General features: G+C 70.2%; 10 protein-coding genes and 5 pseudogenes. 6 read left to right on the plus strand and 9 right to left on the minus strand.

Going from position 1 to position 12723, the window contains the following annotated elements; translation table 11 throughout:
- The first annotated feature begins 235 nt into the window (after nt 1-235).
- The gene (locus T398_RS19570; protein WP_496448869.1) at nt 236-2983 is read left to right on the plus strand and encodes an ATP-binding protein; all 2748 of its coding nucleotides are present in this window, start codon (nt 236-238) and stop codon (nt 2981-2983) included.
- On the opposite strand, the gene T398_RS19575 is transcribed toward T398_RS19570, so the two are convergent.
- Both T398_RS19575 and T398_RS19580 read right to left on the minus strand, forming a co-directional pair.
- Nucleotides 2976-3920, minus strand: coding sequence for a DUF5996 family protein (locus T398_RS19575; RefSeq protein ID WP_496448871.1), 945 nt, complete (start codon nt 3918-3920; stop codon nt 2976-2978). The genes T398_RS19570 and T398_RS19575 overlap by 8 nt on opposite strands.
- A 548-nt stretch (nt 3921-4468) precedes the next feature.
- Nucleotides 4469-5182, minus strand: coding sequence for a flavodoxin family protein (locus T398_RS19580; protein ID WP_496448872.1), 714 nt, complete (start codon nt 5180-5182; stop codon nt 4469-4471).
- 547 nt (nt 5183-5729) lie between these two features.
- Here T398_RS19580 and T398_RS19585 point away from each other — a divergent pair.
- Nucleotides 5730-6682, plus strand: a pseudogene (locus T398_RS19585) (IS110 family RNA-guided transposase); the annotation flags it as partial.
- A 34-nt stretch (nt 6683-6716) separates the two neighbouring features.
- Nucleotides 6717-7159 (plus strand): annotated as a pseudogene (locus T398_RS19590) (IS110 family transposase); the annotation flags it as partial.
- On the opposite strand, the pseudogene T398_RS19595 reads toward T398_RS19590, so the two are convergent.
- Nucleotides 7157-7474 (minus strand): annotated as a pseudogene (locus tag T398_RS19595) (transposase); the annotation flags it as partial. The pseudogenes T398_RS19590 and T398_RS19595 sit on opposite strands and share 3 nt — an antisense overlap.
- Between T398_RS19595 and T398_RS19600 the strand changes: the two are divergent.
- On the plus strand, nt 7473-8081 hold the full coding sequence (locus T398_RS19600; RefSeq protein ID WP_496448874.1) for a mycothiol-dependent nitroreductase Rv2466c family protein: 609 nt from the start codon (nt 7473-7475) through the stop codon (nt 8079-8081). The pseudogene T398_RS19595 and the gene T398_RS19600 sit on opposite strands and share 2 nt — an antisense overlap.
- 28 nt (nt 8082-8109) lie before the next feature.
- Nucleotides 8110-8472 (plus strand): GDP-mannose 4,6-dehydratase, encoded by a 363-nt coding sequence (locus tag T398_RS19605; RefSeq protein ID WP_496448876.1) that lies wholly within the window; start codon nt 8110-8112, stop codon nt 8470-8472.
- Here the strand turns inward: T398_RS19605 and T398_RS19610 are convergent.
- From T398_RS19610 to T398_RS19635, 6 genes and pseudogenes are all read right to left on the minus strand, one after another.
- Nucleotides 8361-8597, minus strand: a complete 237-nt coding sequence (locus T398_RS19610; protein WP_496448897.1) for a helix-turn-helix transcriptional regulator — start codon at nt 8595-8597, stop codon at nt 8361-8363. The two genes, T398_RS19605 and T398_RS19610, sit on opposite strands and share 112 nt — an antisense overlap.
- 46 nt (nt 8598-8643) lie before the next feature.
- Entirely contained in the window at nt 8644-9498 is an 855-nt protein-coding gene (locus T398_RS19615; RefSeq protein ID WP_496448878.1) for an ABC transporter permease, read from the minus strand.
- A pseudogene (locus T398_RS19620) lies at nt 9495-10466 on the minus strand (ABC transporter ATP-binding protein). The gene T398_RS19615 and the pseudogene T398_RS19620 overlap by 4 nt, the downstream one beginning before the upstream one ends.
- 90 nt (nt 10467-10556) lie before the next feature.
- Nucleotides 10557-10763 (minus strand): hypothetical protein, encoded by a 207-nt coding sequence (locus T398_RS19625; RefSeq protein ID WP_496448899.1) that lies wholly within the window; start codon nt 10761-10763, stop codon nt 10557-10559.
- 58 nt (nt 10764-10821) lie between these two features.
- A pseudogene (locus tag T398_RS19630) lies at nt 10822-10902 on the minus strand (hypothetical protein); the annotation flags it as partial.
- A gap of 627 nt (nt 10903-11529) precedes the next feature.
- Nucleotides 11530-12258 carry a class I SAM-dependent methyltransferase gene (locus tag T398_RS19635; RefSeq protein WP_496448880.1) on the minus strand — a complete coding sequence of 243 codons (729 nt, stop codon included), beginning with the start codon at nt 12256-12258 and terminating at the stop codon, nt 11530-11532.
- A gap of 110 nt (nt 12259-12368) precedes the next feature.
- On the opposite strand from T398_RS19635, the gene T398_RS19640 reads away from it, so the two are divergent.
- Nucleotides 12369-12723: DUF6817 domain-containing protein (locus tag T398_RS19640; RefSeq protein WP_496448881.1), on the plus strand; the 355-nt coding region annotated here is incomplete at its 3' end.

Consider the following 12723-nt stretch of genomic DNA (forward strand, 5'->3'; position numbering starts at 1 on the left):
AGACAGGACACTCCCGTCCGATCTCAATCTCCGACACCGGCCGACCGGCGGTGCTCGGACGAGTCGCCATCTGGGGCCTTGGCGGCACGGCCTGGTGAGGGTTTCACCGGGTGTGCGGCAGCACGGCCGAAGCCGGATCGGTAGGCCAATCGGTCGCCTCACGATGGGGCAGACCGGGCTATAGCCTTGAAACGGCGGTGCCATCACGGCCAGGCGCGACACTCTGGGGTGGGACATGGAACTGTTCGGACGGCGCGCCGAGACCTCGGCGTTGGGCCGGCTGCTGGATCGAGCGGCGGACGGTGCGGGTTCCGGGCTCGTGCTGTGGGGTGAGCCGGGCATCGGCAAGACCGCCCTGCTCGAGTACGCCGTCGGGGCGGCGTCGCACGCGACGGTGTTGCGGTGTCGAGGCACCCGGATGGAGGCAGGGCTCGCGTTCGCGGCGTTGCACGAGCTGCTGTGGCCGGTGTTGGACCGGCTGGGAATGCTCGCCGCCCCGCAGGCCGCGGCCCTGCGGGGTGCGCTGGGGGTGAGCCGGGACCCGGCCAACCGTTTCCTCATCGGCGCGGCCGTGCTGTCGCTGCTCTCCGGTCTTGCGCGGGAGCGACCGGTGCTGGTCGTGGTGGACGATACGCAGTGGGTCGACGAGGCGAGCGCGCACTGCCTCGGGTTCGTCGCGCGGCGGGTGGCGACGGAGCCGGTCACGGTGCTGCTGACCGGGCACGAGGATCCCGTCTCGGGGCCCTGGGAGGGGTTGCCGGCACTGGAGGTCGGCGGCCTGGCCGACTCCGAGGCGCGCCGGCTCGTGATAGCCGCCACGCCGGGGGCCGACGAGGCGTTGGCCGATCGGACGGTGCGGGCAGCGGGTGGCAACCCGTTGGCCCTGCACGAGCTGCCTGCCCTCGATCATGAGACCGACGGTGCGGCGAGTCTCCCGCCGTCCGGGAACCCGGTGCCGGTCGGGCCACGGTTGCGGCGGGCGTTCTACGCGCGGGCCGAGGCACTGAAACCGTCGACCCGGGCGTTGCTGCTGCTGGCTGCGGCTGAGGGCCGGGGCGACCGGCACGTCGTGAACCGCGCCGGGGCCGGCTGGGGCGTCGACACGTCCAGCTGGGATGAGGCCCTGCGGTCGGGTCTGCTCCAAGCCTCGGGCGGCCGGCTGGATTTCCGGCACCCACTGATCCCGGCGGCCCTCTATGACGGTTCCTCCTTCCCGGAACGGCAGGCTGCGCACCGGGCGCTGGCCGTGGCCCTGCCGCGGGAAGCCACCATGGGGCGGGCCTGGCACCTGGCGGCCGCCGCCGACGGACCGGACGAGGACGTCGCGACGCTGCTGGAGCAGGCCGCTGGGGAGTGCCTGCGACGCAGCGCGGGTCCGACGGCAGCTCGTACGCTGTATCGGGCCGCCGAGCTGTCGCCGGAGCCGGCGGACGCCGCCCGCAGACTGGCCGCCGCCGCCCGCGCGGCCTGGCACGCCGGCCACGCCGAGATGGCGCGGCAGCTACTCGATGACGCCGAACGCCTCGGCGGTGTGCTTCCCGTCGTCCGGCTGAGCGGCGGGCTGCGCGGGATCCTCGAGTTCGCGTACGGCATGCCCGAGCGTGCCCACCATTACCTGGCAGGCGACCTGGCCGTGGTCGCTGAGACCCGCCGGGCGGTGGAGCTGGGCACGGTGGGCGTCCGCGCCGCTTGGTCGGCCGGTCGGTCCGACCTCCAACAGGATGCGCTGCGGCGGTTGCGGGCCCTGGACACCGACGGTGCTGCCGAGGTGTCGGGGCTGATGCCGGTGCTGCGGAACTGGTGGTCCTGCTATGACGAGACCGGCGAGGCCACCCCGACCGGTCCGGGCCTGGCCAGCGACACGGTCGGTCGGCTCGGTACGGCGGCGTGGGAGTTGCTTCCGCCCGCGCCGCTGGTCCAAGCCTGGGGCATCGACGCTGGGCTGCTCGACGTACTGCGCCTGCAGGTCGCCCAGCTACGGCGTCGACAGGAGCTCACCGCATTGGCGCTGGTACTGGCGCAGATCGCGGTCCTCGAGATCGCCGCGGGACGATGGGACGCCGGCGCGCTTGCGGCTGCCGAGGGCCTGGGGCTGGCAGAGGATGTCGGGGCGGACCACCTCGCTATGCAGAGCCGCGGTTCCCTCGGCATGTTGGCTGCCGCCCGCGGCGACTACCGCGCCGTCGACGAGCACATCAGCCGGGTCCTGCGGGTCTCGGTGCCGCGTGGAGTGCGAGCGTTCACCGCCTCAACGTACTGGCTCCGAGGGCGGGCAGCGCTGTTCGACGGCCGTCCACAGCAAGCGCTGAGCGACCTGCGGTGCCTCACCGAACCCGGCCACGAGGCCGCCCACCCCACCTTCGCGCTGCTCGCCGCGGTGGACACCGTCGAAGCGGCCGTGCAGCTCGGCAGCAGCGACGTCGCCACGACTCAAGTCGCCATGGTGGAGCAGTGGGCGCAGCGTACGGATGCGCCCTGGGCCCGCGCGGCCGGCCACCGCCTGCGGGCCCTCGTCCAGGGTGGATCGGCGGCCGAGGCCTCGTTCCGAGCCGCCCTGGACGTCGCGGGGGCGAGGGCACAGCGTTTCGAGTACGCCCGCACCCGGCTGCTGTACGGGGAGTGGCTGCGGCGGGCCCGCCGCCGGGCCGACGCCAGCGCCCAGCTCGCCGCGGCAGCCGAGACCTTCGGCCGCTTGGACGCGGACCCGCTGCGGGCACGGGCGCTGCGGGAGCAGGCGCTGGCCCACGGGCGGGCCGCTTCCGGCGTGGCCGATCCTCCGACCGCAGCCGGGCTGACCGCGCAGGAGCTCCGGGTCGCACAGTTGGCCGCCCGCCGGCTGACAAACCGGCAGATCGCGGCGCAACTGTTGATCAGCCCCCGCACGGTCGGCCACCACTTGGCCAGCGTCTACCCCAAGCTGGGCATCACCTCCCGTACCGAACTGGCCCGGATCGACTTCGACGGTGACCTGAGGCTCAGCTAGACCGCAGGGTTGGATGCCAGCGGAACGGGTCGTCCTCCAGCGCGGAGCGGTCCCAGTGCCCGAGGTCGGCGGCGGCCTCGTAGGTGGTGCGGAGGAACTCCGCGACCGCGCGGTCGGGGTCCGGTGCGGCGCGTACGACCTCGTAGGGCAGCAGGAACTGCTGGAAATCGTTGCTGTAGTACGCGCCTTCGGGGCCGACCTGGTGCTCGGCGAACCCGTCCGGTGCGGGGTAGGCGTAGGAGTAGAAGGCGCCCTCCTCGCCGCCGCCGGGCCAGAACCCGCAGCTGGACAGCTCCCGAGAGTAGCCCTCGACCATGACCCAGTCCCCGCAGTTGGGCACTCCGCCGGGGTGCGGCGGGGCCGACCGGCCGGAGAAGCGGGTGCAGGCCAGGTCCATCCCGCCCCAGAAGAAGTGCACCGGGCTGACCTTGCCCACGAAGTGCGACCGGAACTCGCCGATCACCCGGTTCGCCTGCAGCAGCTGTCGCCAGAACAGGGCAGCCGCCTCGCCGTCGTAGGAGGCGTGGGTGTGGTCCTCCGCGAACGGGATCGCCGGGTCGACCTCGTTGGGGTGTGGCCGGATCGGCGCCTCGATCCCGAGTTCGTCGAGCATGGCCATGAGCCGTGAGTAGAACTCGGCGACCGGCATCGGCCGCAGCGGAAGGCTCCGCGCGCCGCCGTCGCTGCTGCGCACGTCGAGCCGGTGGCCGAGGAAGTCGAACTCGATCTCGAAGGCTCCCGTGCCGTACGGGACGGCGGACGTCGTCAACCCGCGCGGGCTCACGTACAGGGTCACCTGCCACCAGTGGTTGAGCAGCGGAGCGTGGGCCATGCGGACCTTGCCCACGATCTGGGTCCACATGTGCAGGGTCTCGCGGGTCGCGGTCCAGTCCGAGACCCGAAGGCTCGGCCAGCTCATCTTTGCCGGGCTCGTCATCGCTACTCACATCCTCGGTGCGGGCCACTCGTCGGTGTCCCACCCGTACTCGGTCATGTCATGCCGTCGACCCGCCGGTCTGCTCACTGATTCCCGCACCTTACGTCGGTCCAGACCGAGAAACCGCCCACCTCGCGAGCTCAGCGGCGCATCCGGCGCGTCCGCGCGACGAGTGTCGGACGCTGCGGCGTACGGCGCATCGGTCGGTCAATCGGTCGGTTCGTCGATGCGGCCATGCAGAGACGCCCTCGACACAGACGGACTCAGGTTGGAGAGCACGCTAGCGCGGCAGGTCGAGTAGCACGACCGCGCCGATCTCGACGACCTGGCCCGGGAGCGCCAGCTCCACGGCCCCGAAGGTCGTGCTCGTCGGCCGGTGGTCGCCGAAGTAGGCGCTGTGCGCGGCAGCGGCCGGGCCGAAGTTCTCCCGCAGGTTGGGCGGTGGCCATGGGTCCTCTCCCAGGCAGTGGGTGAGCGCGGCGTGGAGTCGACAAATCGGCGCCGCCGCGTCGCCCGAGCTCGGCTAGTCCGGGTGGCCGGCCGCCGGGTCAGCGGTACTCGGGATTGGCGGCGTCCGGATGAACTCCGGCGTCCCAGGCGGTGCGCTGGTTGCCGTAGGCCGGGAACCCGCCAGCGCGGCGGATCATCGACGCGAGGTGCAGCAGGTTGTAGGTCATGAATGCGATGTTGCGGTTGGTGAAATCGTTCTCCGGCCCGCCGGAACCCTCGTCCAGGTAGGACGGCCCGGGGCCGACCTCACCGAGCCAACCCGCGTCGGCCTGCGGTGGAACGGTGAAGCCGATGTGCTGCAAGCTGAAGAGGATGCTCATCGCGCAGTGCTTCAGGCCGTCCTCGTTGCCGGTGAGCAGGCAGCCACCGACGCGACCGTAGTAGGCGTACTGACCGTGCTCGTTGAGTACGCCGGAGTAGCCGTAGAGCCGCTCGATCACCCGGCGGGTCACCGAACTGTTGTCGCCGAGCCAGATCGGCCCGGCGATGACCAGGATGTCGGCCGCCAGCACCCGGGATAGCAGCGCGGGCCACTCGTCGGTGCCCCACCCATGCTCGGTCATGTCCGGTCGGACACCGGTGGCGATGTCGTGGTCGACAGCGCGAAACTGGTCCACGCCGACCCCGTTGGCCTCCATGATCGCCATACTGCGGTCGATTACCCCCTGAGTGTGGCTACGGTCCGGCGAACGGTTGAGCGTGCAGTTGATATATGTCGCGCGCAGCCCAGTGAAGTCGGGCTTCTCAGACATCGGCACGGTCGTGAAGGTCCTTCCCGGGTAATCGGTGTGCTGTTTCGGCCCGTTCGTGGGGTGGGCCCACTAACGAGTGTCGAACACTGCAGCCCGCGCCGGATCGGCTGGTCAATCGGTCGGTCGTGCCCGGGGTGATGCGACCGACGCACGTCGGAACTCACGCCGCCAGCGATCGCGCCGAATCACCCGAGATCGAAAACTGGGAGTCTGTGGGACTCTCCAGCACATGCAGCCCATGTCGGACCACCTGCCCAGCTCGGTTCTCGAGCACCGCATCGACCTCGTGCCTGTTCGTCGGGACCCATAAACCGGAAATCGAAGTTTGTCGTTTGCCGTGTGGACCCAGAGGGTCCGGGTGACTGTCTGGGTGTGTGCTGCCGATGTCATGGCCAGCTAGGAGTAGGACGCCCCGGCCCTCGCTGATGACCGCTGTATCAGCACTGGATGGAGACTTGCGACCGATCGCCCCTTTCCGAAGTTGTGGCTACTGAACCGCGGCGGGTCCACGCCCCGTGACCAGCACAAGCGAAGAGGGTGATGCCCGATGGGCAGCCTGTGGGCCGGCGTCGACGTCGGCAAGACCCACCACCACGTGTGCGTCGTCGGCGACGGCGCCGTGGTGGTATCCGAGAAGATCCCCAACGACCAGCAGGCCATCTCCGGCATCGCCGGGAGACTCGGCAACGCCGTAAGCCGATCCGCCGGGCAGTCGACCTGCGCGGCGGCCCAGCATCGCTGTTGCTGGCGGTCCTGTTCGACCGGGGCGTGGACGTCCGTTACGTCAGCGGTACGGTCACCTCGCGGATGGCGGAGGCGTTCCACGGTGAGCGCAAGACCGACGCCCACGACGCGTACGTCATCGCCCAGACCCTGCGCATGCGCTGCGACCTGCCGGCCCTCACTCTCGCTGACGGGGTGCAGCAACAGTTGAAGCTGCTCGTCTCCCGCCGTCTGGACCTGGTCGCCGACCGGGTTCGCCTCACCGCCCGCATCCAGGACCTCCTGACCATGATCAGCCCTGCCCTGGAGAAGGCACTTAACCTGCGCAGCAAGGGCGCGCTCCGGCTCCTCGCGCAGTGGCAGACCCCCGCCGGGCTGCGCCGTGCCGGTGAAGCCCGCATCCTGGACTACCTGCGCCAGCACGGCGTGCGGGCCGCCAGGGCACTCACCGCCAAGGCCCTCGCCGCCGCGCGGACGCAGACCGTCGCCGTCGCCGTCGCCGGGGAGGCCACCGCAGCCGGGATCCTGGCGGAGATGGCCACCGACCTGGAAGCGGTCAACGGCCGCATCGTCGCCATCGAGGAAACCATAGCCGGCATCGTCGCGGAGCACGAGCTGGGAGAGATCGTCACCAGCCTGCCCGGCATCGGCACCACCCTCGCCGCCGAGTTCCTCGCCCACGCCGGCACCCTCCCCACCTACCCAAGCGCCGCCGCGCTCGCCGCCCACGCCGGACTCGCACCGATCTCGCGCGACTCCGGCCGCCGACAAGGTCACCCGCGTTCGCACTGGTAGCAAGACCCACCACCACGTGGCCGCCGTCGCCAGTGACGGCCGGTTGGTCTACTCCCGCCGGGTCGCCAACGACGAGCCCTCCTGACGGTGATGGCGGAGGTGTCGACGCACGGTCGGCCGGTCTGTTGGGCGGTCGACGTCACCACCGGCCTGTCGGCGCTGCTGTTGACCCTGCTGTGGCGTTGTCAGGTGCAGGTTCGATACGTCTCTGGCACTGTCGCCTTTCACATGGCTGCTGCGTTCGCCGGGGAAAACAAGACCGACGCCGGTGACGCGGTCGTCATCGCCCAGACCATCCGCATGCGCCCCGACATCCCGATCCTGGAACCCTCCGACCGGCTCCTCGCCGAACTCACCAGCTACCGCGCCGGCCTCGTCGGGCAGCGCGTCGCCACGCTGTTCCGCTTGCAGGAACTCCTCACAGGGATCAGCCCTGCCTTGGAGCGGGCCGTGGACCTTCCGCACGATCTTCGGCTCGTGGGTGCCGTTACGGTCTCGCGGCATCTCGATGTCGATAGCACCGGCCTCGGTCAGGACCCCCTTCGACGGGTAGCCGTTGCGGCTGTTACCCGACCCCTGCCCCGCGGGATCACCCACCTCATAGCCCAGATGTTCGGTCAACTCCTCCGCCAGGGCCCGCTATAGCACCGCCTTGGTCAGCTGCCGCAACAGACCACCATGGGCCGGCGCGCTGGAGTTCCCGTCCGTGCCGTCTCGCGCGTACGGTGGCGGAGCGGTCCTGCGGAACGGCGCGCGAGGAGGATGCCCGGCGATGACTCGGACGGTGGACTTCTGGTTCGACCCGAGCTGCCCCTATACATGGATCACGTCACGATGGATCGTCGAGGCGGCCACGGTACGGCCGCTCGACATCCGCTGGCACGTCATGAGCCTCTCCGTCCTCAACGAACACCGGGAGATCGATCCCGAGGGCGACACCGAGGGGTACCTGTGGGGCCCGGTGCGCGTCTGCGCGGCCGTGGAGCAGCGGTACGGCCAGGACGGGCTCGACCGCTTCTTCACCGCGTACGGGACCCACGTGCACCAGGGAGGGGAGTGGGTCGACTTCGAGGACGTCCTGGCCGAGACCGGGCTCCCGAAGGACCTGGCGGCGGCCGCCGGCACGGATGAGCTCGACGAGGTGGTCCGTGCCTCGCATGCCGCCGGCATCGCCCTGGTCGGTGAACACGTGGGCACCCCGGTCGTCGCCACGGAGGCGGCGGACGCAGGCCGGGTCGCCTTCTTCGGTCCGGTGATCTCCCGGATCCCCCGCGGCGAGGAGGCGGGCCGGCTCTTCGACGGCGCCGTCCTGGTCGCCTCGGTGTCCGGCTTCCACGAGCTCAAGGGCCGGCCGCACGCGGAGCCGCGGTTCGGCGGGTAGTGCTCGAGCGTTCTTCCACCCGGGCCGGTTGGCGCTGGACGACCCGGGTGCGCTCACGGAGGAGTCGCCGTACCGTCCCCGGACGCCGTACAACGCCAGCAAGGCCGGCGCGGACCACGCGGTACGCGCCTACCGCGAGCGGAACCTGGACGTTGACGTGTGTGGCGGCCGGGAAGGGTGTGAAGAGCACTCGCATGGGGCCACGGTGCGGGGTGGTGCTCGACGACCGGCCGAGAAAACCTGGAGCCGCTCTCCCGGGGGACCGGGAGACCGGCACGATCAGGCCGAGCGCTCGGACCGTTCCACCGACCCGATCCGCGGAAACGGCTCGGTGGCGAAGACGACCTCGACGGGCACCTCGAAGTACGCCGCGATGCGCAGCGCCAGGTAGAGGCTCGGGGCGTACTCGCCACGTTCCAGGTACCCGATCGTCTGGTAATGCGCTTGGACCGCATCCGCGAGCTGTCGACGCGAGATCGCGCGTTCGGCGCGCAGCACGGCGATCCGGTTGTACACCGCACCACCGCCGCCGGCGCCGCCCGCACGCTGTATCGCCGACTTCTCAGCCAACGCGTTTCATGGCTTCCTGCTGGCGGTCCTGAACCTTGGAACCGGACTCGCGGCGGGCCGCGCGGCGCAGCACGACAGGCGCCAGCAACAGGCCGGCGATCGCCCAGGCGCTCAGTACCCCGGCAGTCTCCAGGTGCCGCCAGCTCCCGGTGATCTCCACCGCCGCGGCGGCGTCCGGCAGGATGACCGACCGGGTGCCGAGCCCCAGCCAGTAGACCGGGAACACCTGCGCGATGTTCTGCACCCAGACCGGCAGGCTCTGGATCGGATAGAGGATGCCGGAGATGCCCACCAGGGCCATAGTGGGGAAGATCCCCCAGGTGTTCGCCGCCCTCGGGCCCTTGACCACCGATCCGACGATCATGCCCAGTGGCAGGGTCGCCAGCAGCCCGAGCGCGAAAACCCAGACCAGGGTGAGCCACCGGCTGGCGTCCAGCGACGCCAGGCCGTCCACCAGCAGCAGGCTGGGCGCCAGGATCAGGACCAGCAGCGGCAGCGTGCCCACGGACAGTCCAAGCACCCGGCCGCTCAGATAGCCGATGATGCCCTGCGGGATGGTCTTGGCCCGCAGCAGCGTGCCGTCCTCCCGCTCGGCCGCCAGCGAGTAGGCCGCGCCGCCCATCGCCTGAAAGGCCAGCAGACCGCCCAACAGGCTGGGCATCACGACGGTCGCCAGGGACAGGTCGGTGCCCTCCACCGTCGAGTTGCGCTGGAAGAACAGCACTACCAGGAAAACGGCTGCGAGCACCAGGTAGTAGACGATGTCGCCCACGTTCGTCAGGCTCTGCCGGAACTCGATCCATCCCCGGAGCAGGCCGAGGCGGACGGCGTGTGTCGTGGGGTTCATTCCCGCGCCCCCTTGAACGACTCGGCCGCCTCCGTGACCCGGCCGGCTTCGTGCTGGCGTACCATGGTCATGTAGGTGTCCTCCAGGCTAGCCCGGCGGACCTCCAGGTCCTCGACCCGGTCGCCGTGCTGGCGGAACAGGTCCTGCACGAACCGTGTCACCTCCGTGGCGGAGTGCACGAAGTGCTCGCCGTCGACGCTCCAGCGCACCTCGGCGTGGTTGGACACCTGTCGGGCGAGCTGGTCCGCACTGCCGTCGGCCACGATCGTGCCGCCAGCCAGGATGAGGATCCGGTCGCTGAGCTTCTCCGCCTCGTCCAAGTCGTGCGTGGTGAGCAGCACGGTGGTGTCCTCCAGGTCGGAGAGCCGGTGGACCACGTCGTGGAAGTCCCGCCGCGCCTCCGGGTCGAACCCGACGGTGGGCTCGTCGAGGAACAGCACCTCGGGCCGCCCGACGATGCCGATCGCCACGTCCAGCCGGCGGCGCTGGCCGCCGGACAGCGTGTTGATCTTCTGGTTCGCGTGTGCCTAGAGGCCGACGGTCCCGAGCAACTCGTCGACGTCGCGCGGCCGCTGGCGGCCGGGCACCGAGTACAGCCGGTAGTACTCCCCGAGATAGGCGAGCAGCTCGTGAACCCGCCACCGGCCGTGGTCGCGCCACGACTGCAGCACGATGCCGAGCCGGGCCCGCCAGTGTTCGCCGCCCTGCGCCGGATCCTCGCCGAGGACGTGGACGTCTCCGGCCGACCGAATCCGGAAGCCCTCGAGGATCTCGATCGTGCTGGTCTTGCCGGCTCCGTTCGGCCCGAGCAGGGCGACCACCTCGCCCCGCCGGGCATTGAAGTTCACCCCGGTGAGCACGTCCTTGTGTCCGTACCGCATGCGCAGGTCGCGGACATCGATCGCGACCGGATCGTCGGGTGGATCGACGGTCGGCGCTGCCCTCTCCAACTTCTGTGCGCTTGCCATCGGCTGCGCCCTTCGCTAGGCATCTTGTACGAGGCATATTACATCTACTACATAGCTACGTCGTCCTAGTGCCTCGTGGGCAGCGGAGGGTCATCGGATGCGCACCGGGAGGCGTAGCCGGCCGCGAGTCACGGGGGAGCGCAGGCGCGCCGGAGCCGCCCCCGCCACCCGCAGCTGTGGGAGTTCGGTGGCGATGATCCGAAGAGCGGAGGCCGGCTGCATCCGCACCAACAGTGCGACGAGCGCCAGGTCCGGGATCTCGGAGAGGCCGAGCGGCGCAGGCCCGGTGCGAGTCAAGGTCGAAGCGCCCGGGGTCGGAATGGACCGCCGGTTCCCGGTTCGCAGCCTCGGTCGCCACCACCACCTGGGCGCCGGCCGGCGCCGTCACCCCGGCCAGCTCGACGTCCCCGGTGGCGAAGAGCGGCTGCAGGCGCACCGGCGGGCTGTGCCGCAGCGTCTCCTCGACCGCGGCCTCGGCCAACTCCGGGTGCGCCAGCAGTGTCCCGCCACCAGCGATGTAGAAAGCCGGGCCAGGGCGCCGACCGCGATGCAGTCCCAGGCGAAGTGGGCGGGCAGCCCTGGCCCCGGTTGCGTTTGAGGCAGTCCGGCTCCGGGCCGGTCATCCGATCTGGGCCTGTCGCTCCACTGGCACGGAGACTGACTCCCTTCAGGAACAGGGATCTGCCCGCCGTGGGTCAACGCAAGAGACGTCCTCAGGAGGCCAGCGCCTGCGGGCCATTCCCGGTTCCCGGATAGTCCCCTAAACGAATCGCGCCCACGCTCCGGCGTACAGGTTCCGCTGCTGGGCACGATCGCCGCCGACGCACCGATTTTGGTTGAGGAAGACCTCTGGTCGAAGCTGGCATCGCGGACGGGGATGTCGTCGTGGCGCGGCAGCAAAACGGTCACCGACAGCGGCGCTACCCCGTCGTGTGGTAGTCACTCCCCGATCAGACCGCGCAGCCACCAGTACCACTCCGCCGAGCGGTGGAGTTGGCCGCCGGCAGCGCGGACGACCAGACCCCACCGCGTCTTCAGCTGATACTGAAGATCTTGTAGCCGTTCAGGTGAGGACGAGGAGGTCCAAGGCATCAACCACGGGTCCGGTCTCACGTTGCGCTGCCTTGCGCAGTCGGGCGAGGCCGGCGGCGTACTCGTCGTCGTTGATCAGTTGCAGAGGGGTGTGCGCCTCGCGGCGCAGCGCCGTCGCAGCCTCGTCTAATGAGGCCGCGGTCACCTGCGGGACCTGTTCGAGGCCGACGGTGACGAACCCGGCGGCGCTGAAGGCTGCTTCGACGTCGGCCACGCTGGGGTAGGTGTCGAGCACACGAATGGCTTCGGGGAAGTAGCGGAACAGGGTGATCGCCTGGTGTCGGCCGGCGAACGCGGAACGGATCAGCACCCGGCCGTCGGGGCGCACGACCCGGCGTAGTTCTCGGGCTGCACGGTACAGGTCTGGCACGTGGTGGATGACCGTGGAGATCCAGGCGGCGTCGACGCTGCCGTCGTCGAGCGGGATGCACTCGGCGTCGCCATGCACGACAGGCTGGTACATCGAGCGGGCACGCATCGCCTCGGAGGGCTCGACCGCGGTGACCTCGATGTCGTGCCAGTCAATGAAGGCTCGCGCCCACATTCCGGTGCCGGAGCCGAGGTCGAGTATTCGCATGCCTGCATGAGGGGCAAGGTGCCGGGTCACGGCCTCCCGCCAAGCCGAGAGCCCGTCGTCGGTGAGGTGACGGGTCGCCTCGAACGCCGCGGCGTCCGCATCGTCAAACGCGATTCGAGCCATGTCGTTGACCCAACTGCCTGGACAGCCGAGGAAACAAGGGCGCAGCGGTGTGACGAACCGCCCACGCTGGGGGGGCTGCAGGCCAGACACGGTTTACGTAAGGTCGGGCCATGGGCGCGGACGCTGACGTGCGGCGCTGGCTAGGGCAACGTGGAGCTGAGAAAATCCAGCACCCCGGCGGCACTCTCTACGCCCACCTGTGCCGGGTGCATGACCGTCTCGCTGAGCTGGAGTGTGGCGTTGACGCGCAACTGGCCGGTCTCGTGCATGCCGTCTACGGCACGGACGGCTTCGACGTGACGCTGCTCGACCGAAACAATCGAGCCACGCTGCGTAACCTCATCGGTGACAACGCTGAGGCATTGGTCTATCTATACGGGGCCTGCGACCGCAGGCGAACCTGGCGAGAGCTAGCGACGACCGGTGAGGTCGTCGACCGCTTCACCGACCAGACGTGGCACCTGA

The sequence above is a fragment of the Salinispora goodfellowii genome (genome assembly GCF_059570675.1).